The sequence below is a fragment of the Lysobacter soli genome, from assembly GCF_003382285.1.
GTDB classification, from domain to species: Bacteria; Pseudomonadota; Gammaproteobacteria; order Xanthomonadales; family Xanthomonadaceae; genus Lysobacter_J; species Lysobacter_J soli.
In genome coordinates this window covers 73,838-97,097 of sequence record NZ_QTJR01000004.1, presented here as the reverse complement: position 1 = coordinate 97,097, position 23,260 = coordinate 73,838, and the positions used below count along the sequence as shown (strand labels likewise).

Genomic DNA, 23,260 nt, shown 5'->3' with positions numbered 1-23,260 from the left:
AGTCGATGCGGGGAAGCACGTCGTTTTCCGTGGGTGGACGAGTAGAACTACGCAGGCGCCGCGCTCGCCGTTGCAGTGGCGCGGCCGAGTCGTTGTTCAACTCCGCGTCGTCACAACAGGTGGCGCAGCGTGGGCAGGTACTTCTCGCTGGAGCCGGTGTTCACCGCGACCACGCGCTCGCCGCGGTGGATGAGCCCGCGGTCGAGCAACTGCGGCAGCGCCGCGAGGCACGCTGCGCCTTCCGGCGAGATCCAGTCGTGCGTGCGGCGCCACGTCGCTGCGAGTTCGGTTTCGATGTCGGCCTCATCGACCGCCACCGCCGCGCCGCCGCTCTGCCTGATGATGTCGAGCACGCGGAAATGGCCGACGCCGCCGGGCACGTTGAGGCCCACGGCCAGCGTCCCGCCTGCTTCGACGACGGTCGTGTCCGCTGCGCCGGCGTCGAACGCACGCACGAGCGGCGCCGTTCGTGCGCTCTGCACGCACAGCATGCGCGGGCGTCGCGAATCGATCATGCCCAGCGCCTCAAGTTCGTCCCACGCCTTCCACATTCCCAGCACGCCGGTGCCGCCGCCGGTGGGATAGATCACCGCGTCGGGCAACGACCAGCGCGTTTCGCCCGGCAACGGCTCGGCGAGTTCGAGGCCGAGCGACTTCTTTCCCTCGATGCGCCAGCCCGGTTCCTGGAACGTCGCGACGGAAAACCAGCCATCGGGGATGTAGCGCTCCTTGAGGAACGCGCCGGCCTCGCGGATGGTCGGGCCGACCAGTTCGAGCGTCACGCGATCGGGATGGCGCTTGGCCGCCGCTGCGACGCCGCCGAGGATCGGCATCGGCGTGTCGTCCGGCATCGCGACGACGACACTCAGCCCGCCCTCCAGCGCATAACGCACCAGCGAATCGCCGGCGTTGCCCTGCGTCGGCACCGCGAGCCTGGTCAGGCCCAGGCGACGTGCCTGCGCGGCGACCATCGCCATGCCGCGGTCCTTGAAACTCTGTGTCGGGTTCGCGCCGTAGCCGGGATGCGCCTTGCCTTCGTCCTTGAGCTGGAGCGCGAGGCCCGCCTTCGCCGCAACCGGATGCGCCGAATAATCGAGCAGCGGCGTCGCGCCTTCGCCGAGCGGTACCAGATGCGCGGCGTCGACCGGATCGTCTGCATCGAGCGCCATCAACGCGCCGAAGCGCCACAGGTCGCGACGCTGCGGGCGATACCACGCGGCATCCGGTTTCTCGCGCGCCAATCGCTCCAGGTCGAGCACCATCTCGACCGGCCGGCCGTCGACGGGATCGAGGTTCATCGGTACATCGGCGGAGTACTCGACGCCGGAGGCGATACCACGAAGGCAGCGGACGTAGGACATGGGCGAACCCGGTGGGAGGTCCGTCGTTGTCGCAGCCCGGGGCGCGGATTGCAACCAAGCGCAGCTCCCGGTTCGTAAAGGAATCGCGTTCGTGGAGGGGTAAGGCGACGGCGGCGTTCAGCGCGGCATGCACATGAAGCAGGGAAGGGCGCTGATCCAGCCTCGCAACGCAGTAACAGTAGAACTACCGAAGCAGCACGCGGTGCCCGATGTTCATCATGGCAATGACACCGCCACGCGCCACGCCTGCGTCGGCGCGCACGCCCGTCTGGAAGGTGAGGAGCATGGCGCCGAAACAGCCCCCGTGGAAACGCCCGGCGCCGCCGGGCAAGGCGCCGCGCAAGCAATTGACGTCCGCTGAAATCAAGGCAGCCAAGGCACGAGCGGATGCAGCCGGCCGACGTTACCCGAACCTGGTCGACAACATGTGGGCGCTGCGCCAGCGACGTCTCTCCGATCGTTGACGGCTTGAAGAAAGGAGCGGAGGGATTGCGCTCCCTCCGCCCCTCATGCGTCCTTCGACTGCATGGAAGGCGTCAGCCTTTCAGTCCTCCGGCCGGCGCAACGGGACGACGACGCTACCGTCGGAATCCGCAATCCTTGCGGCATCGAGCCTTGGCAACGTGAGATCCACCAGCTCGGCGGTCCAGTCTTCCGCACGGATCCGGCAGAGTTCATCGAGGTAGGCGCTGTCGCGCTCGCGTACCGAGATCGGTCCGGTTTCGGCGTCGACCCGGAGGTTCCGCCACGCGGCCAGCAGCGCGGTCGGATCCGGATGCGTGGCAGCCAGCGCACGCAGCGCCAATCCCTGGACGTGTACCTGCGCCTGCAGGCTGCACATGGCTTCTTCGGTGCTTCTGTCCATGCGCGTGCTCCGGCCGGGCTCAGGAGTTGAGGACGGCCCCGACCTGGATGCGCCGGGGCGTCGATTCGGGACGCTTGGGGATGCTGATGGTCAGCACGCCGTTGTGCCCCGATGCCGTGATGCCATCCGGGTCGGCGCTGTCCGGCAGCGCGAAGCGGCGGTGGAAGACGCCGTGTCGTCGCTCGATGCGCGAGTACCGTTCGGTTTCGTGCACCTTCTCCTCGCGGCGTTCGCCCTTGATCGTCAGCAGGCCCTTGTCCATCTGCACCTCGATGTCCTGCGGGTCGACGCCGGGGATGTCGGCGTAGAGCAGGAAGCGGTCGGCTTCTTCCTTGATGTCCACGCGCGGCACCCATTGGCTGGTGACGACCGACGACTCGTCGGCGGTGTTCTGGAACAGGCTCCCCTCGAAAAGGCGGTCGAAGATCTGCTTGACCGGATCCTTCATCGATCCCTGCGCGGGCCACTGGGGATTGCGAACCATCTCGTTCATGGCTGGGTCTCCAATTGGCAAGGGACGGTCATTCCGTCCGGCGATGGGAGTAGGTTCGCGCCGATGGTTTTCAAGGCCCGCAAACGACGGGCATGCACGCGTTGAAAATCGGTTTAGCAACGTGGAGGCGGCGTCGAACGTCGATACGGTATCCGAGGCGGGCGATTGAGCATTCGCTCTCATCGATCGGGCGCCTTCACCGCCGTGGCACCGCCGCCATGGCAGGATCGCGCCGCCGGTGGACGCGCCGGCGATCGAGGGAAGCGAGGCGTGGGCAAGCCAAGGATTCGCTTACACAACATCGGATTCGGACTCGCGTTGCTGGTGATCCTGTTGCTGCTGGCGCAGGCGCGGCGGACGCAGGAGGACCTGCTTCGATCCAACCAGGCCTTCTCGCGCAGCGCCGAAGTGCTTACCACCGTGCAGGACACGCTGTCCGCGTTGCAGGACGTGGAAACCGGCATGCGCGGTTACGTGATCACCGGCACCGACGCGTTCCTGCAGCCGTATCACGACGGGAACCGGCGACTGGTCGAGGGCCGTGCGCGGCTGCGCCAGCTGGTCGGCAACCAGCGCGATGCGGCCTGGTGGAGCAGGACCAACCACGACATCGACGAACGCCTGCGGCTGGCGAAAGTGAACGTCGACCTGCGTCGTCGCGCCGGGCTCGAAGCGGCGTCACAGAGCGTGGCGCAGGCGGGCGGCAAGGAGGCGATGGATCGCGTGCGCTCGCTGCTGGGCGAGTTGGAAGCCGCCGAACGCGAACGCATGATTGTGGAGGGCCGCGCCGTCGAACGCCGCGTCGCGGAATTCCGACGTTGGACCACGTGGGGAACGGCGGTGGCGCTGGTGCTGCTCGCCGCGGCGCTTCTGTCCGTGCACCGCAGCCTCGTGCAGCGTCGGCAGGCATTGCATCTGGCGCGCGCGGGCGAGGCGCGGCAGCGTGCGATCCTCGACGCGATTCCCGACCTGCTCTGGCAGTTCGACACGAACGGCAACCCGCGCCTTCTGTCCAGCGACTACGGGGCGACGCTGCCGCCGGCGCTGCTGGTCGCGATCCGCTCCGCCTTGCCGCACGTGCAGGCCGACAGCGCCGTGCACACGCTCACCGCGCAGGAGGCCAGCGGGCAGGTGTTCGAGGCGCGACTGGTCGCCATTGACGACGGGCATCTGGCGATCGTGCGAGAGGTCACCGAGTTCATCGTGCAGGAGCGCGCCCTGCGCGACCAGCACGACTTCCTTCGCGCGATCGTCGACTCCGACGAAAGCCTCGTCTTCGTGCGCAGCGCGGGCGGGCGTTTCACGCTGTGCAACATCGCGTTCGCCGCGACCATGGGGCTCACGCCCTCGCAGGTGGAAGGGCGCCGCCCGTCGGACCTGGCGGGCCAGCGCATCATCGAACCGCTGTTGCAGGCCGACGACGCGCTGCTGCAGGGCGAGGACGAATGGCGCGCCGATCGCGTGCGGATCGTCGACGTGCGCGAGCAGGAGCGCTGGATGCAGGTGCTCAAGCGCCCACTCGTGCGCTCCGACGGCCAGCGCCAGGTGCTCACGGTGGTGATCGACGTCTCCGCGCAGCAGCGCATGGAGCGGATGAAGGACGAGTTCATCTCGACCATCAGCCATGAACTGCGCACGCCGCTGACCTCGATCCGCGGGGCGCTCGGGCTGGTGGTGGGCGGGACCGCCGGCGAGCTGCCCGATTCCGTGCGGCCGCTGCTGGAGATCGCGCACAAGAACACCGAACGCCTCGTGCGGCTGATCAACGACATCCTCGACATCGAGAAGCTGCAATGGGGCGGCCTGTCGCTGCAGACGCACCGCTTGCCGCTGCGCGCGATGGTGGCGCAGTCGATCGACCAGATCGCGACCTATGCGCGCGAGTTCGAGGTGACGGTCGAGTTCGGCCCCGGCGACGACGGCGTCGTGGAGGTCGACGTGGACCGCTTCGCGCAGGTGATGGCGAACCTGCTGTCCAACGCGATCAAGCATTCGCATGCAGGCGGTGTCGTGGAGGTGTCGGTGACGCGTCGCGATGGTGGCCTGCAGATCGACGTGCGCGACCACGGCGAAGGCATCCCCGAAAACTTCCGTCCGCGCGTCTTCGAACGTTTCGCGCAGGCCGACGCGTCCGACGTCCGGCGTCGCGGCGGAACGGGCCTGGGCCTGGCGATCACGCAGTCGCTGGTGGAGAAGATGTCCGGGCGCATCGGTTTCGAGACCGAAACCGGGCAGGGCACGCGCTTCTTCGTCTGGTTGCCCGAAGCGATGCGCCTGAACGATCCCGCGCCGTCCAACACGGCCGACGACCTCACGCCGTACGTCGTGCTGTTGCAGGACGAATCGGCGCTGGCCGACGAACTCGCGCGCGTGCTGCGCGAGCACGGCTACCGGACACTGCTCGCCAACGACATCACGCGGGCGCGCGAACTGCTGCAATCGCCCAACGCGAAGGCGCTGGCGATCGACCTGGGATCGGCGGGCACGTCCGCGCGCGGCGTGCTGCGTGAACTGCGCTCGGAACCGGAGTTCCGCTCGTTGCCCGTGCTGCTGCTGGGAATACGTCCGCCTTCGGTGGACTCCGACGGATTGCGCGGCGGCGCCGTCGGCGTGGTCGACTGGCTCGGCAAGCCGCTGGATCCGGAGCAGGTGGCCGAAACGGTGCGCACCACGTTGCGCGATCCGTCCCGGCGCTTCGAAGTCCTGCACGTGGAGGACGACGAGGACGTCTGCGAGCTGCTGCGCGCGCTGCTGCAGGGCCACGGCCTCAACCTGCACGCGGCCGGTTCGCTGGCGCAGGCGCGCGAGCAGCTTTCGCAGCGACGCCACGACCTGGTGATCCTCGACCTGAAGCTGCCCGACGGCGATGGATCGGAACTGCTTGAGGAACTCGCGCGCGCCCGGCCGCCCACGCCGGTGATCATTTTTTCCGCCCAGGACGGCGGCCTCGCCGAGAGCCGCGCCGTGCTGCGCCGGCTGGTGAAATCACGCCACCATGCCCGCGAGCTTGCGACCCTGATCCTGGATACCTTGCGCCACTGGCCGGCCGGCGGCGCGCAGAAAGAGGAGACCGGATGAGCTCCGCCGCCCATGTCCTGATGATTGAGGACGAGGAAGACATCGCACTGATCGTCCGTTACCTGCTCGAGCGAAACGGATTCACGGTCGAACACCTGGCCGACGGACGGGCCGGGCTGGAACGCATCCAGACCGGCGCGGTGCCCGACCTGGTGCTGATGGACTTCATGCTGCCGTTCCGCGACGGCCTGGAACTGGTCGAACGCCTCCGCGCGCAGCCGCAGTGGACCTCCGTTCCCGTGCTGATGCTCACGGCCAAGGCGCGGGAGGCCGACATCGTGCGTGCGCTGGAGATCGGTGCGGACGATTACGTCACCAAGCCGTTCCAGCCCGAGGAACTGATGGCACGCATCCGGCGTCTGCTGAGGCGATCGCTGTGAGGTTGCGCGACGCGGCCCGGCTTTCGGTGCTGGGACTGGCGATGACCCTCTGCACGGCGAACGCGCAGACGGTCGAGCAGGCGCAGGCGCTGGTCGAACTTCGGAAGTACGCCGACGCCGCGCGGGTGCTCGAACAACGCCTGGCGATCGCGCCCGACGATGCCGACGCGATGTTCCTGCTCGCGCGGACGCATGCATGGAACGGCGAGCCGACGCGCGCGCTGCCGCTGTACGAGCGCCTACTGGCGCGTGCGCCCGACAACGTCGATTACCTGCTGGGTTACGGTCAGGCCCTAGGCTGGGCGGGACGCAACGAAGAGGCCATCGAGGTGCTCACGCGCGCGCAGCGCCTCGCGCCGGACTACGCGGACATCGGACCCGCGCTCGCACAGGCGCGCGCCGCGCAGGCCGCCGCCGTTTCGCCCGAGCCGTTGCTGCCGTCGCCCACGGACGCGCCGCGCGCAGCGGCGCCGCAGACGCCGGAACGCCGGCGCACCGTCTCCGTGTCGGCGCGCCACGACTGGCTCGATGGCGCCTACGACGACTGGAGCGGCGTGCGCGTGGATGCATCGAGTTCGCAGCGCGGAAGGTTCGGTGGCTACGGCGCGCTCACCGCCGACCGGCGCTTCGACCTCGACGACGTCGGCATCGAAGCCGGTGCGTTGCTGCCGCTCGGCGAGACCTGGCTGTTGCAGCCCGAAGTGGGCGTGGTGCCCGACGCCGATTTCCTGCCGCGCTACTACGCGGACCTGCGCGTGCAGCACACCTTCGCGCATGGCTGGATCGGGAGCGCGAGCCTGCGCACGAGCGACTATCCCGACACGCGCGTCGACCGGCTCGCGGTGGGCGTGGAGCGCTACTGGAGCCAGTGGCGCGCGGCGTACACGTTCAACCTGACGCGACTTCGCGACACGCACTCGCCCGGACACGACGTGCGCCTGGCGCGCGCGTACGGCGACGGCAGCGAGATCGGCCTGCAGCTGGCGTTCGGGCGTGAGGCGGCGCTGGTCGACACGGGCGTGGTCGCGAGCGACGTACGCGGCGCGGTGCTGTTCGGGCGCCACGTCTTCGCGCAGCGGTGGTCGTGGCTGTGGAATGCCGGCGTGGTGGAGCAGGGCGACCTCTACACGCGCCGCGGCATCGGCATCGGGCTGGAACGGCGCTTCTGACGATGGAATGGACCAGCTGGCTACCGGTGGATCCGCTGCTCCGGCTGGCCAGCCTGATCGCCTCGCTGCTCGCGGTCGTCACGGTCCTCGTGCTGCTCCAGGTGCTGGTGCTTTCCACGCTGGCGACGCGGCAGCGTCGTGCCCGCGAGGCGTTCGATCGCCAATGGCGTCCGCACATGGCGATGGCGAGCCTGGACAACGACATCGTCTGCGACTTGCCGGCGCCCAGGGGCCGCAGGCGCCTGTGGTGGCTCATGTTGTGGAACAAGCTGCAACGCAAGCTGCGCGGCGAGGCGACCTCGCGGCTGAACCGGCTGCTGCTCTCGCTCGGGCTCGACGAGTACGCATTGCGACTGCTGCGGTTTCCCGGCGTGCGCAATCGACTTGTCGCGCTGGAAACCCTGCGTCATCTCGGCGACGCCGCGCACTGGGACGCGGTCGAACCGCTCGCGCACGGACGCAATCCGTTCGTCGCATTCGCCGCCGCGCAGGCGCTGATCGCGATGGACGCACCACGTGCGACGCGAACGGTGCTGCCGATCGCGCTGGAAGGCGAACACTGGGGCGGGCAGCGCCTGGTGGCGCTGTGCCGTCAGGCCGGACGCGATGCCGTCACCGACGCGCTGCTCGATCTGCTCGCGCGCGCCGACGCGCGTGCGTTGGCCCGACTCGCGCCGCTGCTCGCCTTCGCCGATCCCGTGCGCGCGGCGCCGTGGGCGCGCGAACGCGCCTTGGGCGATGCCGATGCGCGCAACCGCCAGGCTTCGCTCAAGGCGCTGGGCGAGCTGGGCGATCCGCGCGACAAGCCGCTGATCGTCCGTTCGCTGCACGACGAGGATCCCGCGGTGCGCCTTACAGCGGCCCAGGCGTTGCGGGCGTCGGCGGATCTGTCCGACATCGAGGTGCTGCTTCCCGCACTCGCCGACCAGAGCTGGTGGGTGCGCCGGGAAGTCGCCGACACGCTGGCCGCGCTGCCGCGCATGGACGACGGCGCGCTGCAATCCCTGCTGCCGCGCGTGGAGGATCGCTACGGGCGTGAAGCGCTGGAGCGCGCCCGCGCCGAGCGCGCGATGAGGGCGGGTCGCGCATGAGCGGCGAGTTCCTCTTCGCCCTGCAGCTGTTCTTCATCGGCTACTTCGTGCTGCTCAACGGCGGCTACCTCGTGCTCAACCTGCTGTCGATGCTGAGCCTGCGCAGCTACATGCGCCAGCGCGCCGAGTACGGCACCGACGCGCCGTACCTCGGCATCGAACCGGCGATCTCGCTGCTCGTGCCGGGCTACAACGAGGAAGCGACGATCCGCACGTCGGTGCGCTCGATGCTGCAATTGCAGTACCCGGACTTCGAAGTGGTCGTGATCAACGACGGCTCGAAGGACGGCACGCTCGCGGCGCTGGTGGAGGAATTCGAACTCGTCCCGCACCCGGAGGTCGTGCGCCGCGCGGTGCCGCACAAGCCGATCCGCGGCGTCTATCGCTCACTGCGCTACGGCAACCTGCGCGTGATCGACAAGGAGAACGGTGGCAAGGCCGATGCGCTCAACGTCGGCATCAACGCCGCGCGCAACCGGCTGTTCTGCGCGGTCGACGCGGACTCGATCCTCCAGCGCGACAGCCTGCTGCGCATCGTGCAGCCCTTCATCGAGGACGAAAGGACCGTCGCCGCCGGCGGCACCGTGCGCATCGCCAACGGATCGGAAGTGCGCGGCGGCTTCCTGGTGAAATCCGGGCTGCCGCGCAACCTGCTCGCGCGCATGCAGATCATCGAATACCTGCGCGCGTTCCTGTTCGGGCGCCTGGGCTGGTCGCCGCTGAATGGCGTGCTGATCATCTCCGGCGCATTCGGCCTGTTCGATCGCGCGCGCGTGGAAGCCGTCGGCGGTTATCGCACCGACACGGTCGGCGAAGACATGGAACTGGTCGTGCGGCTGCACCGCTGGCATCGGCGCAAGCGCATCGCGTACCGCATCCGCTATCTGCCCGATCCCATCTGCTGGACCGAGGCGCCGGAAGATCTCGGCACGCTGGGACGGCAACGCTCGCGATGGCAGCGCGGCCTGGCCGAAAGCCTGATGTTCCATCCGCCGTGGCGATTCGGCTGGCGCGCGGGTGCGGCGGGTTACCTCGCGTGGCCCTTCATGGCGCTGTTCGAATGGGTCGGCCCGTTGATCGAGCTGACCGGCTACGTCTTCATGATCGTCGGCTTCCTCATGGGCTGGGTGTCGCCGGTCGCGTTCACCGTGTTCATCGCCGTCGCGCTCGGCATGGGCATCCTGCTGTCGGTCAACGGCCTGTTGCTGGAGGCGCTTTCCTTCCGCGTCTACAACCGCAGCCGCGACATGCTGTGGCTGTTCGCGATGGCGGTGCTGGAGAACTTCGGCTACCGCCAGCTCAACACGCTGTGGCGTTGCCGCGGCATGTGGCAATGGATGTCGCGGCGCAAGCATCAATGGGGCGCGATGAAGCGTAGCGGGCAGTGGGGGAGGATGTAGCCCACGATCGCGTCGCGTCGCCGCCTTCGCAACGACCCGTGCAAGTGAATGAGCCGCCCGCAGGCGCCCATTCAGTACGGCGCCATCTGCAATTCGCCGCCCGGCAACGACGACAGGCGCGAGAGAGCTGCGTCCCCAGGGGCGATGACGCAAGGCCAACCACGCAGCTGCCGAAGGGCGCCGGCCCGGCGGCGCGCTACGGTGGGGAGGACGCCATGCACGTGCGTTATGACGGGGGCGCTTCGCATGTGGAACGAAGATCGCGCCCACATCACACCGCAAGCAACAGACTGCATACACCGCCAGCACATGACCTTCGACCAGTCCATGCATCGCCTGCATTCCAGACCGCTGACCGGGCGGGAATATTCGCGAATCATGCGACGGTTCCGGAAGGGCATGATGCGCGCGACGCTTTTTGGTCTTTTCCTCCTGCCGCTGCACGTGACCGGCTCTGCCGTCGGGTCCGCGCAGGGCACGTTGGACATCGCGTTCGCGCTATTGGCCGCGACGGTATCCGTGATGTTTCTGGTCAGCATGCTCGGCATGGGAATCGCGTGGGCGAAGCGACCACGCCAACGGAACATCTCGGAAAACCGGAACTACTGCGGCATCGCGTAATAACCGAGCCAGCGCTGAGCGCTCCGGTGTGGCCGCAGTGGTGCGTTCGTGTCGGCGCTTGTGCTGACTCGCCGCTGATACGTGCGATCGACTTGCGCATCAGGAAAAAGTTTGCGCCAAGGCGTTACTCGGGTGACCGATGCCTCATTTCGAACATCCGCTTCTCACCGATGGCTGACATTCAGCCAGATATGGCTGGCATGGGCGATGCTAGGCCCCCCTCGAGGGGGTTAACTACCTCGAGATACCCGCATCTTCACGATGCATCTACATATTGCGAAGCAAGCTGAAGGCGGGTCACGGCTCCAGCCGGCGCCGCGATATTTCCGATATCCCAACGAAGGAGGATTGGAATGATTCTGACCAAGCAAAATCTGGCGAAGCTCGGTGTGGCAGCCGTCGTAATTGCGGGCCTTGGCGGCTGCGCCACCTACAAGGAAGAGTTCGCGACGATCAACTCGCGTCTCGACTCGCTCGACCAGAAGGTACAGAGCGCGGCGCAGAGCGCCGAATCGGCCAACCAGTCCGCACAGCAGGCCAACCAGCGCCTGGACGCCCTGGAAGGCCGCGTCCAGCAGCTCGAAGCCGCTCCGGCTCGCAAGCCGCGCGGTTGATCGCGCAGTCGTAAATCGCTCTTTCGTACTACGTAGCGTAGTTACGCAAAAGGTGACGAACGGATCGAACCCAGGATCCGGTGGTCTTCATTGACCACCGGACTCTTTTGTCGACCGACGCATTCGTCCCAAGGAAGTATCCCATCAATACCTTCATGCACCCTGCAATCCGCGCCGCTTCCGGCGCGCTCGCGCTGGCGCTGACGTTCGCGATCTGCGGTGTCGCCCATGCCCAGGGCCCCGAGCAATCGGCGGCCACGGTGGCGATGGACCAGCTGCCACCCGACCAGGCCGTGTCCGACACGGTGACCGAGCTCGCGGGCTGGATCGTCGCCAGCGGCGACAACCAGGGCTATCCGTTCGCGATCATGGACAAGGCCGCGGCGCAGATCCTGGTGTTCGGCGGTGACGGACGCCTTCGCGGCGCCACGCCCGGGCTCTTCGGATCGGCGGTCGGCGACCATTCCGCTCCCGGCGTCGCGGGTCTCGCGCTTCGCGAAATTCCGGGCCGCGATCGCACCACGCCTGCCGGTCGCTTCGTAGGCGGTTACGGCCCGTCGACCGACGCCGGCCGCGTGCTGTGGGTCGATTATGACTCGGCGGTCTCCATGCACCCGACGGCGACCGGCGTCCCGGCCGAACGACGTCCGGAACGCCTTGCATCGCCCACGCCGGACGACAACCGCGTCACGCACGGCTGCATCAACGTGCAGCCCGACTTCTACGAAGCGGTGATCCGGCCGACGTTCGAGAAGGGCGGCGTGTTCTACATCCTGCCGGACTCGACGCCGCTCGCCGAGGTATTCCCGGAGTTCGTGCAAAGCCGCGCGACCGCGCAGCACGACGACGGGACCACGCGCCGTCGCCGCTAAGCGGCGCTTTCCCGGACTACCCGGGCGTGTGACGAGAAGTAACGTAGCGGCCGGCAATCCGGCCGCTTTTCGTGTGCCGACGCCTGGCGGTCTTCCTCCGACGTTCGGTCCCACGGTTTGCCTGGGCGTCGAATCTTCCGCCAACGTCACCTGCGCGGCTCGAAGCATGCCGCCTCCTGAAACCTGGTTCGCGATGGCGAGCCCGCGCACGCAGCCCTGAATGGCTGCAAGGCGTCCTCCATGTCCGCTCGTGTGATCCGCGCGTGAGGCAATTCGCGTCTTCACTGTCACGTCCACGACGCAGGCGTCGAATCCCGCTGCACTTCGCGTCGTCGTCAAAGCGAAGTGGTCGGGCGTCGGATGCGCCGATGCCACCAAAGGATGGAGTGGATCGATGCGCCTTCAACACCTCGCGCTGGCAGCAGCGCCGATAGTCCTCGTGCTGGCTCCCGTCCTGCTGGGCGCCCCCGCCCACGCAGCCACGCGACTGGTCGGCAACTGCAACGACAATGGTGCGGGCAGCCTGCGGGCTGCAGTCGCAAGCGCGGGGAGTGGCGATGCCATCGACCTGCGTTCGTTGCGCTGTTCGAGCATCGTGCTCAACGCGACCATCGACGTGCCGCAGGACGATCTCCGGCTGCTCGGGCCGGGCAGCGCGGCGCTGACCATCGACGCGAATCGCAAGGGGCGTGCGTTCCTCCACACCGGTGCGGGCACGCTCCATTTCGCGCGGCTATCGGTGAGCAATGGCCTGTCGCGCGTCGCCGGCGAAGAAGATGAAGCCGAAGGCGGCTGCATCCATTCGCCCAACGGCACCGTCGAGTTGTTCCACTCGCGCGTGCACCATTGCGAAGCCTACTCGGAGGAATACACCTCGATCATTCTCTTCGGCGGTGGCATCGCGGCGCGCAACGTCGTGCTGAATTTCAGCAGCGTGTTCGAGAACAAGGCGGGCATCTACGGGTACGGCGGAGGCGTGTTCGCCAGCGGCTCGGTGAGGCTATACCGCAGCCAGGTGTACGGCCACGACGTGACGGGCGACGGCGGCGGCATCTACGCCACGGAAGTGGATGCAAGCTATTCGACGATCCGCGACAACAGCGCCAACCGAGGCGGCGGCATCGCGTGTCAGGTACTGCACCTCAACAAGTCGACCGTCTCGGGCAACCGCGCGGTGCTGCGCGACTTCCTCGGCGGATATCGCGAGAACGAAGCCGGCGGCCTGCTGGTGATGGGCACCGGCCACAGCGTCGTCGCCGACAGCACGATTTCGGGCAACTCGGCCTTCAACTACAGCGCCGCGGAGTTCAGCAACGGCACGGTAACCATCTACAACACCACGATCACCGACAACGTCGAGAACTATCCGGAAGGCGATCTGTGGCACTACTACCCGCCGGAGTATTTCGGACGCGGCGCGCTGTATGCGGCGACGCTGCGGCTGGAAGGCAGCATCGTCGCCGGCAACCGGCGAATCGAGGGCACGCCGCCATACGACATCGCCAACGGCACCGTAAGCGGCAGCCATAACCTCATCGGCGCTTCGCAGGTGCCGACGCCGGCGGACACGCTTGCCTTTGCCGACCCGCGGGTACTGCCCCTGGCCGACAACGGAGGACCGACGCGGACGCACAGGCTGCGTGCCGACAGCCCGGCGCTGGATCGAGGCAACAACGTGCTCGGTCGCCAGTTCGACCAGCGCGGACCGGGCTTCCCGCGAGTGAAAGGCCCGGCACCGGACATCGGCGCGTACGAGCGTTGACGATCCCGCCGCCGGCCGTCCGAGACGCAGCGCAGGACGTGGATCGCCTGCGCACACGCAGCTAGAGTGACCCCGCCGCGGCCGCCAAGCCGCGCGGGAGTCAAAGCCATGACCGACCACGTCGCTTCATGCAGTTGCGGGCAGTTGCGCATCACCGCGCGCGGCGAGCCCGTGCGCGTGTCCATCTGCCATTGCCTGTGCTGCCAGCGACGCACGGGCAGTGCGTTCGGCGTGCAGGCGCGGTTTTCCGAGGACGCAACGTCCGTCGAAGGCGACAGCACGCAATTCGCGCGAACCGGCGACGAAGGCACGACGGCGCACTTCCATTTCTGTCCCACGTGCGGGGCGACGGTGTTCTGGCGGGCGGATGCCATTCCCGGCTTCGTGACGATTCCGGTCGGCGCCTTCGCCGATCCGACGTTTCCGGCGCCGACCGTGACGGTGTATGTCGACCGCAAGCATGCGTGGGCGCGGTTGCCGGACGGCATCCAGTCGCTCGACTGACGGCTGTCGATTCCGCGCGTCCCCGTTCGTCATCAGAACAGGCGGACGCGTCGATCCGCACGGAGTGATCCCATGCGCAAGCTCATCGTGGCCGCGTTCATCAGTCTGGATGGCGTCATGCAGGCGCCGGGCGGGCCGGAGGAGGACACCAGCGGCGGCTTCGCGTACGGCGGCTGGATCGTGCCGTATGCCGATGGTTCCGGCGACGTGATGGACGGCGTGTTCACGCGGCCGTTCGCGTTGCTGCTGGGCCGTCGCACCTACGAGATCTTCGCCTCGTACTGGCCGCACGTGCGCGAAGGCGCGCCGCACGGCTTCATCGCCGACCTGTTCAACCACGCGACCAAGCACGTCGCCACGCACCATGCCGACACGCTGCAATGGCAGAACAGCCGCGCGCTGGGCGCCGACATCGCCGCGGCCGTGCGCGACCTCAAGCGCACCGACGGCCCCGACCTCGTCACGCAAGGCAGCGGCGAACTGGTGCATCAACTGCTGGCGGCCGGGCTGGTCGACGAACTGCGCCTGATCGTGCATCCGATTCTGCTGGGGCAGGGCAAGCGGTTGTTCGACGATCGCGCACAGCCGTCGGCGTTCCGGCTCGACGCCACGCGCACGACGTCCACCGGCGTGCTGGTCAATCGCTACATGCGCGAAGGCGAGGTGCGGACGGGTTCGTTCGCGTCCTGATTCCTCCCGGCGCGTCGGCCCGCTCGCCGACCGTCGGCACGCGACATTTCCCGGGCGTGAAACTTTCCTGCCGGCGCGGCGCAGCCAAGGCAAGGCGCGCCGCCGTGCGGTCGGCTGTTGAGGCCTGATCGCCCGCTGTCCCAACGCAATGTTGGGCGACTTATCTGATTGATTTCGGAACTGTCCGATGTTGTGGGCGGGCCGCGACGAGGAACATGCACCCCGTCGCTAGGGCCAAGGCCTTGCGGCCCAACCAATCCCCCAAGCACACATCAGGAACTCCGTAATGAAGAAGACCCTGCTCTCCACCGCCCTGGTCGCCGTCGTCGCCGCCGCGGCCGTCCCGTCCGCCTTCGCCGCCACCGGCAAGATCACCATCAACGGCGTGCTGCGCGATGGCACCTGCGACGTGATCCCGGGTTCCGGCGCTGCCGGTAGCGCCGCCGACATGACCGTGACGCTGGATCCGGTCATGGCTTCGTCGCTGGGCAGCGCCAACAGCATCGCCGGCACCAAGGCGTTCGACATCAGCGTCGGCGGCGGCGCCTCCGATAGCTGCAATGGCAAGGTCACGAAGCTCATCTTCGAAAACATCGGCGCGCCGGGCTCGCTGATCAACGCCGATGGCTTCCTGGACAACTCCGCCACGGGCACGGCCACCAACGTTGGCGTGCGCCTGCTCAACCGCGACACCACCGCCGCGATCAACCTGGTCACCGGTGCCAACAACCCGACCGCCACGCCGGCTGCGGGCACGCCGGGCGTCCTGAAGTACGAAGCGCAGTACTTCAGCAAGAACGGCGGCGCCACCGCCGGTACGGTCAACACGTACGTGACCTACACCGTCTCGTACTGATCCATCCGCAGTACCCGGTGATGCCGGCACGTCCGGCATCACCCCCTCTTCCGCACGCCTGCTCCGGACCTCCCCCATGAAACTCCTCCATCGCACCACCCTTGCGCTGATGCTCACGGCGGTCGGGTGCTTCTCGTCGGCACAGGCGGGCATCTCGCTGGTCGGCACGCGCGTGATCTATCCCGCTTCCGAGCGCGAAGTCACCGTCACGATGAACAACAAGGGCGACACGCCGCGCATCGTGCAGTCGTGGATCGACGACGGCGACGCCAACGCCACGGCCGAAACCGCCAAGGCGCCGTTCCTGCTCACGCCGCCGCTGTCGCGCGTGGAGCCGGGCAAGGGCCAGACGCTGCGCATCATGTTCACCGGCGGCGACCTGCCGCAGGATCGCGAATCGGTCTACTGGCTCAACGTGCTGGAAATCCCGCCGAAGCCGTCGTCCGACACGCGCAGCTACCTGCAGTTCGCCGTGCGCACGCGCGTCAAGATCTTCTATCGCCCGACCGGGCTGACCGGCGACGCCGCCAGCGCGATCGGCCAGGTCACCTGGCGCCTGGTGCACGACAAGGACGGCATGGCGATGGAGTGCACCAACGGCACGCCGTTCAACGTGTCCATCGCCGACGTCCGCCTGAAGGGCGCACCGGCCGATCCGTCCATCGGCAAGGGCGGGCTGTGCCCGGCGAAGGGGCGCGAGACCTTCCCGATCAAGGGCGGCAACGACGCCGGTCGCCTCGTCTATCGCGCCATCGACGACTACGGCGCCTACCTCGACGGCGAAGCGGCGTACACGCGCTGACGCCCGAGCTGCTCCGCCGCTAACACCGGCATCCACCGATTCGCACTCCAGGCGCCTCGTTCGCGAGGCGCACGGGAACGTCTTGCCCCTCGAAAAGCGCGGCGCCTGCCGCTGCAGCGGGAGGCACCCAGATCAACGGTATCCGCAATGTCCCGCATCGCTTCCCTTTCGCGCTCCACGCCGGCCGCGTACCGCCGCAACCTCACCGTGTCGATCCTGGCGGTGCTGGGCACGGCACCGGTCATCGCGCTTGCCGCGCCGGCGCCCGATCCGTCGCCGGAACCGCAGAACGTCGAGTTCACCTCGGCCTTCCTCAGCGGCAGCGCCAGCGCGGACCTCTCGCGCTTCGAGCGCGGCAACCCGATCCTGCCCGGCCAGCAGTCGGTCGACCTTTACGTCAACGACGCGCTCATCTCGCGCGAGACGGTGACGTTCCGCGAGGCGAACAACGACATCCAGGCCTGCTTCGACCTCAACCTGCTCGTCGCCGCCGGCATCGACACCACCAAGCTCGAAGCCGAAGGCCACGCGCTCGACGGCGATTGCCTCGACCTGCGCGAACTCATCGCCGATGCGCGCGTGCATGCCGACGCGGGCGACATGGGCCTGCACCTGTCGATCCCGCAGAGTTATCTGCGCCGCAGTGCGCGCGGTTATGTCGACCCCAAGCTGTGGGACGACGGCGTCACCGCGTTCACGCTCGGCTACTCGGCCAACGTCACCAACACCGACAACGACTTCGGCGGCAACACGCGTTCGGGCTATCTCGGCCTCAACGCCGGCCTCAACGTCGCCGGCTGGCGCGTGCGCAACCAGTCGTACTACAGCTGGAACCAGCGCGGCGGTTCCGACTTCACCAACATCAGCACCTACGCGCAGCACGACGTCGATCGCCTGAAGTCGCAGCTCACCGTCGGCGACACGTTCACCTCGGGGCAGCTGTTCGATTCGGTCGGCTTCCGCGGCGTGTCGCTGGCGACCGACGACCGCATGCTGCCCGACTCGATGACCGGCTACGCGCCCATCGTGCGCGGCGTGGCCGAAACCAACGCGACGGTGGAAATCCGCCAGGCCGGCTACGTCATCTACCAGATGAGCGTGGCGCCGGGGCCGTTCGAAATCAGCGACCTGCCCGCGGCCGGTTACGGCGGCGACCTGCAAGTCGTCGTCACCGAAGCCGACGGCCGCCAGCGTTCGTTCAACGTGCCGTTCGCGGCCGTGCCGAACCTGCTGCGTCCGGGTTCGTGGCGCTATTCGGCCATCGCCGGCGAACTGCGCGACCAGAACCTCACCGATGCGCCGAAGTTCGTCGAAGCCACCTACCAGCGCGGCATCAACAACTGGCTCACCGGTTATGCCGGCCTGCAGGCCAGCGATGGCGACCTGTATCGCAGCGCGGTGGTCGGCGCGGCGTTCAACACGCCGATCGGTGCCGTGTCGGTGGACGTGTCCGGTTCGCGCGTCAACTTCAGCGAGGACCGCGGCAGCCAGTCGGGTTACTCCGCGCGCGCCACGTACAACAAGAACATCCCGTCGACGAACACCAACTTCGCGCTGGCCGCGTACCGCTATTCGAGCCAAGGCTACGCGGACCTGTCGCAGGCCGCGCAGTGGGACGACCTCATCCGCAACCAGGGCATGAACGGCCTGCTCAAGGATTCCGGCGTGGAGCGCAACCGCTTCTCCGTGAGCATGAGCCAGAGCCTCGGCCGCGCCGGCTCGCTCAGCCTGACCGGTTCGCGCCACGACTACTGGTCCGGTCGCGACGTCAACACCAGCTACCAGCTCGGCTGGTCGGCGCGCTGGCGCCGTGCGAACTTCGGCGTCAACGCGGGCCGCTCGCGCATCAACGACGGCAGCTACGACACCACCTACGGCATGACCCTGTCGGTGCCGCTGGGCAACGACCGCAGCGTACGCGCGCCGGTGCTCAACGTCGGCACCGCGCACGACACGCAGGGCAACCGCGTGCAGGCCGGCGTGGCCGGCGTGGCCGGCGACCGCTACCAGTACAGCTACGGCGCCACCGGCAACTTCAGCGACCAGAACGACGACACCGTCAACCTCTACGGCGGCTGGCGCGGTGCATACGGATCGGTCAATGGCTCCTACACGCAGGGCACCGGCACGCGCTCGCAGAGCGTGTCGGCGCAGGGCGGCCTGGTCGTGCATCCGGGCGGCGTCACGCTGGCCTCGTCGCTGGGCGAGACGATGGCGATCCTCCACGCCGATGGCGCCAAGGGCGCGCGCCTGGGCGACGGCATCGGCAAGATCGACCGCCGCGGGTACGCCATCACCAACAGCCTCATGCCGTACCGCCTCAACGAAGTGTCGCTGGATCCCAAGGGCATCTCGTACGACGTCGAACTGGAACAGACGCGCGCCACCGTCGTGCCGCGCGCCGGCGCCATCATCCCGGTGTCGTTCGAAACGAAGACCGGCAGCGCCTACGTCATCCAGACCACGCGCGACGACGGCAAGCCGCTGCCGTTTGGTTCGGAAGTGAAGAGCGCGAGCGGCGGCGTCGTCGGCTACGTCGGCCAGAACGGCCAGGCGTTCGTGCGGCTGCCGGACGACAACTCCGTCGCGCTCACGATCGACTGGGACGGCGGCCAGTGCGCGCTCGACTGGCAGCCGGCCAACGCGAAAGCAAACGCTGCCGGCCTGAACGTCGTCGCAGGTAGCTGCCATGCGCGCTGACTACACGAAACAGCGTCCCGAACTCCTGCCTCCGATGCGTCTGCACGGGAGCGCCCCAAGCCATCACATCGCGCGCCATGGTGCCGGGCGCGTCCGGAAATCCCTCATGTCCAGATTCTTCGCCGCGCTTTCCCTGCTCATCGCGTTCGCGCTTCCGACGGCTGCTTTTGCGGTGCCATGCAAGTACTACGAACAGTCACAGCAAGGCAGGTTTCCCGGTGACCCCACACAGGAACGTCCGGGGCCGTTTACGCTCCTCCTTTCGCCGCCGTCGAGCCTCGTAAAAGTGAATCCTTTGGCTCCTGTCGGAACGGTGTTGGCACAGCAGACGATAGCTGGCAACTCGACGATCGTGGACCAGAACGGCGTTCCAGCCAGGTACGGCGTTATCCAATGCGATAGTTCGATCATCGGGGCCTGGTACGACATGCTCGGACAGCCGACAGCGTATCCACACGTCTACCAGACGAGCGTCCCAGGTATCGGTATCGAGATTGTCGGGTGGCCGCTCGTCTGGGGGCCGGGCGTCCCGCAGACGTCTGACGACATCGCCACTAACGAAACCCTGTACATCAAGTACTACAAGATCGGCCCTATTGAGCAGGGTGGATCCATTGCGGGAGACATTGCCGCCGCCACGATCATGTACAACAAGCAACCTTCTTTCAGCATTAGGTTCAAGGATCCGCTCATCATCGTGCCGACCATTCCGACGTGCAGTGTTTCCACGCCGGATGTGCAGGTGTCACTCGATTCCGACGCGGTCGCAAGTTTCACGTCGGTCGGCATGACGCGGGACGAGAAGGACTTCAAGGTGTCATTGGCCTGCTCTGGCGGCGACCCGAGCACCAGCACGAACGTGCACATGTTCCTGAGCGACCAGACGACGCCGTCGAACCAGACCAACATCCTGACGCTGGACCCCAGTTCCACTGCGACTGGCGTGGGGGTGCAGATCCTCAACGGCAGCACGCCGATCGTGTTCGGCCCGACGTCGACGGCGCCCACGACGGACATCACCCGCAACATCGTCGTCAACACGCCGACGGTCGATATCCCGCTGAAGGCGCGCTACGTGCGCACCGGCAACATGACAGCGGGTTCCGTCACGGCCATCGCGACGTTCACGACCACGTACAACTAGCCAACACGCAAACCGACGCCGGATGCGCATCGCGAACACGCGGGCGCATCCGGCGTTGTTTTGTTTCACGTCCGCGTCTTTCGTATCAGGAGGGCAAGCACCGAGTCTCGGCCTTCAAAGATTTGCGCTTCATTCCGACTGCCAACACGCCCGAGGGTCGTACGCGCCCTCGCGCAAAGGAGCTCTAATGAAACGAATCCTTGCCTTGTGTTTTGTAGTGCTTGCCATCGCACTCCCTGCGTGCGCGTGGGCAAGCTGCCAGTGGCTATACAACATGACCAACGATTACGGTCTGCCGTATACGGTTCAGACGGTCGGGCCCTTCGTACTGCAGTTCGACGGAACTGTAAGCCAGGTCAGCGCAAATGCGCCCAAGGGCACGGTGCTCTTCACGCAGAGCTATTCGTCGAGCAACATCGTCGGCAACCCGGGCGGGCTGCCCGAAGTCAAATGCACCGACAAGGTCCTGTACTGGGAGTGGGCTGCGACGTCCGGACCGGCGACCGGATACATGAATACGTATGAGACCAACATTCCGGGCGTTGGCCTCCGGATCTACAACTACGGCGGCATCCCCTTCACCGTGAGGCAAAACATCAATGGGTACGGCGCGCAGTTCAGTACCCCGTCGACATACAAAGTTCAGCTGATCAAGACCACCGATGCGCCGTTGACGGCAACGGGATCGGTCACCGGGCCGATCGGTGAATGGCGCATGGATCAGGGGGGTCCGTTCGTGGCACTCATCTTCAGCATGAGGACACCCATTGTCATCGAGCCCACGGTACCCACCTGCGCGATATCGACGCCCGACGTGGTGGTGTCGCTCGACCAGAAGTCGCTGGCAGACTTCGCCAGCGTGGGCAGCGCGCTGGGCGAGAAGGATTTCATGGTGTCGCTGGCATGTTCGGGTGGCGACGACAACACCAGCACGAACATGCACATGTTCCTGACCGACCAGACGACGCAGACCAACCATAGCAACATCCTGTCGCTGACGCCTGCATCGACGGCTAGCGGCGTCGGTGTGCAGTTGCTCAATGGCAGCACGCCGATCGTGTTCGGCCAGACGTCGGATGCGCCCACGACCGACATGATCCGCAACATCGTCGTCAACACGCCGACCGTCGATATCCCGCTGAAGGCGCGTTACGTGCGCACCGGGAACATGAGCGCGGGCTCCGTCACGGCGATCGCGACGTTCACGGTGGATTACCGATAGGCGGAAAGCGCGTCGCGCTCGTTCGCGACCGTCACGCGCAAGAAAAACGGCGGGATCGCTCCCGCCGTTTTCCATTCCTTATGTGACGCGAAGACTCAGGACGAAACCGGCTTCACCGCCGGCGGCGACCACTGGCCGTCCAGGATCGCCTGCTCCGGCCAGTACGTGCGCACGTACAGCGAGAAGTCGGCGCCCTTGGGCGAGGGCAGCCAGTTCGCGCGCTGCACCGGGTCGCTCGGTGCGTCGGGCTGCACGTAGATCGTCAGCGTGCCGTCGGGGTTGGGCTTGAGGTCCTTGTTCTTCGTGCCGACGGAGTAGCGGTTGATCTCGTTCGGCGCGAAGAAGTGATCCGCGTCGTACAGCGTCAGCGACCAGAAGCCCTTCACCGGCGGGCCACCCTTGTCGAAGGTCACCGTGTAGCGCTTGCTGCCGTTGAGCCGCGCGCCGCTGTCGTCGAGGTCCTGGTAGAAGTACGTCGCCTCGTTGGGCTTGTTGACGTAGATGTTCGACTTGGCAACGGCGGTGCGCGTGAAGTAGTCCGAGCCGAACTGCGCGCCGTTGCGCACCGTCGTCCAGTTGTGCGGCAGCGGCACGCCGAAGTTGCGGAACTGCAGCAGCGGCGCGATGAGTTCCTGCTCGGCCTTCTTCGCTTCGTCGATGGCGGCCGCCTTCAGCGCCGGGTCCTTCTGCAACGCGTCCACCAGCGCCAGCGCCTGCGCGTAGCGGGTTTCCTCGCCGGGCAGCGGCTTGGCGTCCTTCAGCACGACGGGCAGTTCGTCGAAGAACGTATCCGGATTCACCTTCGGCGCTTCGCCGCCGCCCGGCGCGCGCGGCGGTTGCGGGAACGTCGGATTCTTCGACCAGTCGTGCTGCTTCAGCTTTCCGTCGAACTTCGACAGCGGGTACATGTCGATCTGCGCGACCAGCGGCTGCACGGCGGCGCGATCTTCCGCGGTGTCGAGCAAGGCGACGCGCGGGATCACGTAGCCGGTGTTGGTGCCGGCGCGGAAGACTTCGGTGATGCCCTGCGGCACGTCTCCCTTCCAGTCGGGACCGGCGAGCAGGTAGAAGCCCGGCCTGGTGTCGTACATCTTGCCGAGCTTCACGAAGCTGTCGGTGCGCGAGTCCACCACCTGGTACACCCAGAAACGGTCGCCGAAGTCCGGCACCTGGATCACCACCGGTTCGATGTCGAGCGCCAGCGGACCGCCGCCGTACACGACGTCCTGGTTGGGACAGGCGACTTCGCGCTCGGACGGCGCGACGTAGTCGGTGAGCATCATCAGGCTGTTGGGCGGTGCCGCCGGCAGTACGCCGCCGAGCTTTCCGGGCCCCGGCAGATCCTTGAAGCCGAGCCGGCGGTTGTAGATGTTCACCATCGGCCACGCCCAGAAGTACGTGTCGCGCGCGGCCATGCGCACGTAGGGTTCGGTGAGGCGCGTGCCGGCGACGGGCCCGGGCACGGCGGGTGCGGGCGTTGGCGTGGCAGCGGGCGCTGGTGCGGTGGCGGCGGTGGGTTGCGGCGCAGGCGTCGCCGCGTCGGGAGACGGTTGTTTCTGGCAGGCCGCGAGCGAAGTCGCGGCAACGATGGCGAGGGCGAGGGTGTGGATGCGCATGGGCTGTCCTTGTCGTGGGG

At 67.2% G+C, this 23,260-nt stretch carries 21 protein-coding genes; 17 read left to right on the top strand and 4 right to left on the bottom strand.

The genetic code is table 11. The features are described 5' to 3' along the window. Positions 1–110 precede the first annotated feature (110 nt). Positions 111–1,361: a threonine synthase gene (locus tag DX912_RS07610; RefSeq protein ID WP_115841897.1), complete on the bottom strand. Its 1,251-nt coding sequence runs from the start codon at positions 1,359–1,361 to the stop codon at positions 111–113. A gap of 284 nt (positions 1,362–1,645) precedes the next feature. Here DX912_RS07610 and DX912_RS07605 point away from each other — a divergent pair, with 284 nt between their 5' ends. Further along, positions 1,646–1,825 (top strand): hypothetical protein, encoded by a 180-nt coding sequence (locus DX912_RS07605; RefSeq protein ID WP_115841896.1) that lies wholly within the window; start codon positions 1,646–1,648, stop codon positions 1,823–1,825. 80 nt (positions 1,826–1,905) lie between these two features. Here DX912_RS07605 and DX912_RS07600 read toward each other — a convergent pair whose 3' ends face one another. Both DX912_RS07600 and DX912_RS07595 read right to left on the bottom strand, forming a co-directional pair. Next, positions 1,906–2,226: a hypothetical protein gene (locus DX912_RS07600; protein WP_115841895.1), complete on the bottom strand. Its 321-nt coding sequence runs from the start codon at positions 2,224–2,226 to the stop codon at positions 1,906–1,908. Between the two features lie 19 nt (positions 2,227–2,245). After that, positions 2,246–2,719: an Hsp20/alpha crystallin family protein gene (locus tag DX912_RS07595; RefSeq protein WP_115841894.1), complete on the bottom strand. Its 474-nt coding sequence runs from the start codon at positions 2,717–2,719 to the stop codon at positions 2,246–2,248. Positions 2,720–3,043: 324 nt separating this feature from the next. Between DX912_RS07595 and DX912_RS07590 the strand changes: the two genes are divergently transcribed. The 16 genes from DX912_RS07590 to DX912_RS07515 all read left to right on the top strand — a co-directional run bounded on the left by DX912_RS07590 (position 3,044) and on the right by DX912_RS07515 (position 21,624). Next, positions 3,044–5,797, top strand: a complete 2,754-nt coding sequence (locus DX912_RS07590) for a CHASE3 domain-containing protein (RefSeq protein WP_233433536.1) — start codon at positions 3,044–3,046, stop codon at positions 5,795–5,797. Beyond that, on the top strand, positions 5,794–6,177 hold the full coding sequence (locus DX912_RS07585; protein WP_115841892.1) for a response regulator transcription factor: 384 nt from the start codon (positions 5,794–5,796) through the stop codon (positions 6,175–6,177). Before DX912_RS07590 ends, DX912_RS07585 begins: the two co-directional genes overlap by 4 nt. Before the next feature lie 41 nt (positions 6,178–6,218). Beyond that, on the top strand, positions 6,219–7,346 hold the full coding sequence (locus DX912_RS07580) for a YaiO family outer membrane beta-barrel protein (protein WP_147298586.1): 1,128 nt from the start codon (positions 6,219–6,221) through the stop codon (positions 7,344–7,346). A gap of 2 nt (positions 7,347–7,348) precedes the next feature. Further along, complete coding sequence (locus DX912_RS07575; RefSeq protein WP_115841890.1) at positions 7,349–8,437, top strand: HEAT repeat domain-containing protein; 1,089 nt, start codon at positions 7,349–7,351, stop codon at positions 8,435–8,437. Next, complete coding sequence (locus tag DX912_RS07570) at positions 8,434–9,837, top strand: glycosyltransferase family 2 protein (protein WP_115841889.1); 1,404 nt, start codon at positions 8,434–8,436, stop codon at positions 9,835–9,837. The genes DX912_RS07575 and DX912_RS07570 overlap by 4 nt, the downstream gene beginning before the upstream one ends. A gap of 309 nt (positions 9,838–10,146) precedes the next feature. After that, positions 10,147–10,458 carry a hypothetical protein gene (locus DX912_RS07565; protein ID WP_115841888.1) on the top strand — a complete coding sequence of 104 codons (312 nt, stop codon included), beginning with the start codon at positions 10,147–10,149 and terminating at the stop codon, positions 10,456–10,458. Between the two features lie 353 nt (positions 10,459–10,811). Beyond that, on the top strand, positions 10,812–11,072 hold the full coding sequence (locus DX912_RS07560) for a hypothetical protein (protein WP_115841887.1): 261 nt from the start codon (positions 10,812–10,814) through the stop codon (positions 11,070–11,072). Between the two features lie 194 nt (positions 11,073–11,266). After that, the gene (locus tag DX912_RS07555; RefSeq protein WP_115842074.1) at positions 11,267–11,944 is read left to right on the top strand and encodes a hypothetical protein; all 678 of its coding nucleotides are present in this window, start codon (positions 11,267–11,269) and stop codon (positions 11,942–11,944) included. Between the two features lie 394 nt (positions 11,945–12,338). Then, positions 12,339–13,706, top strand: coding sequence for a right-handed parallel beta-helix repeat-containing protein (locus DX912_RS07550; RefSeq protein WP_147298584.1), 1,368 nt, complete (start codon positions 12,339–12,341; stop codon positions 13,704–13,706). Positions 13,707–13,814: 108 nt separating this feature from the next. Beyond that, positions 13,815–14,210: a GFA family protein gene (locus DX912_RS07545; protein ID WP_115841885.1), complete on the top strand. Its 396-nt coding sequence runs from the start codon at positions 13,815–13,817 to the stop codon at positions 14,208–14,210. 72 nt (positions 14,211–14,282) lie between these two features. Next, positions 14,283–14,900: a dihydrofolate reductase family protein gene (locus tag DX912_RS07540; RefSeq protein WP_115841884.1), complete on the top strand. Its 618-nt coding sequence runs from the start codon at positions 14,283–14,285 to the stop codon at positions 14,898–14,900. A 286-nt stretch (positions 14,901–15,186) separates the two neighbouring features. After that, a complete protein-coding gene (locus DX912_RS07535; RefSeq protein ID WP_115841883.1) occupies positions 15,187–15,756 on the top strand; it encodes a fimbrial protein in 570 nt (189 codons plus the stop codon). Positions 15,757–15,832: 76 nt separating this feature from the next. Beyond that, positions 15,833–16,558: a fimbrial biogenesis chaperone gene (locus DX912_RS07530; protein ID WP_232338468.1), complete on the top strand. Its 726-nt coding sequence runs from the start codon at positions 15,833–15,835 to the stop codon at positions 16,556–16,558. Positions 16,559–16,705: 147 nt separating this feature from the next. Further along, on the top strand, positions 16,706–19,258 hold the full coding sequence (locus DX912_RS07525; protein ID WP_115841882.1) for a fimbria/pilus outer membrane usher protein: 2,553 nt from the start codon (positions 16,706–16,708) through the stop codon (positions 19,256–19,258). 106 nt (positions 19,259–19,364) lie between these two features. Next, positions 19,365–20,402, top strand: coding sequence for a fimbrial protein (locus DX912_RS07520; protein ID WP_181902755.1), 1,038 nt, complete (start codon positions 19,365–19,367; stop codon positions 20,400–20,402). A gap of 187 nt (positions 20,403–20,589) precedes the next feature. Next, positions 20,590–21,624: a fimbrial protein gene (locus tag DX912_RS07515; RefSeq protein WP_181902754.1), complete on the top strand. Its 1,035-nt coding sequence runs from the start codon at positions 20,590–20,592 to the stop codon at positions 21,622–21,624. Positions 21,625–21,719: 95 nt separating this feature from the next. Here DX912_RS07515 and DX912_RS07510 read toward each other — a convergent pair whose 3' ends face one another. Beyond that, positions 21,720–23,240 (bottom strand): DUF1254 domain-containing protein, encoded by a 1,521-nt coding sequence (locus DX912_RS07510; RefSeq protein WP_115841879.1) that lies wholly within the window; start codon positions 23,238–23,240, stop codon positions 21,720–21,722. Between the last annotated feature and the right edge of the window lie 20 nt (positions 23,241–23,260).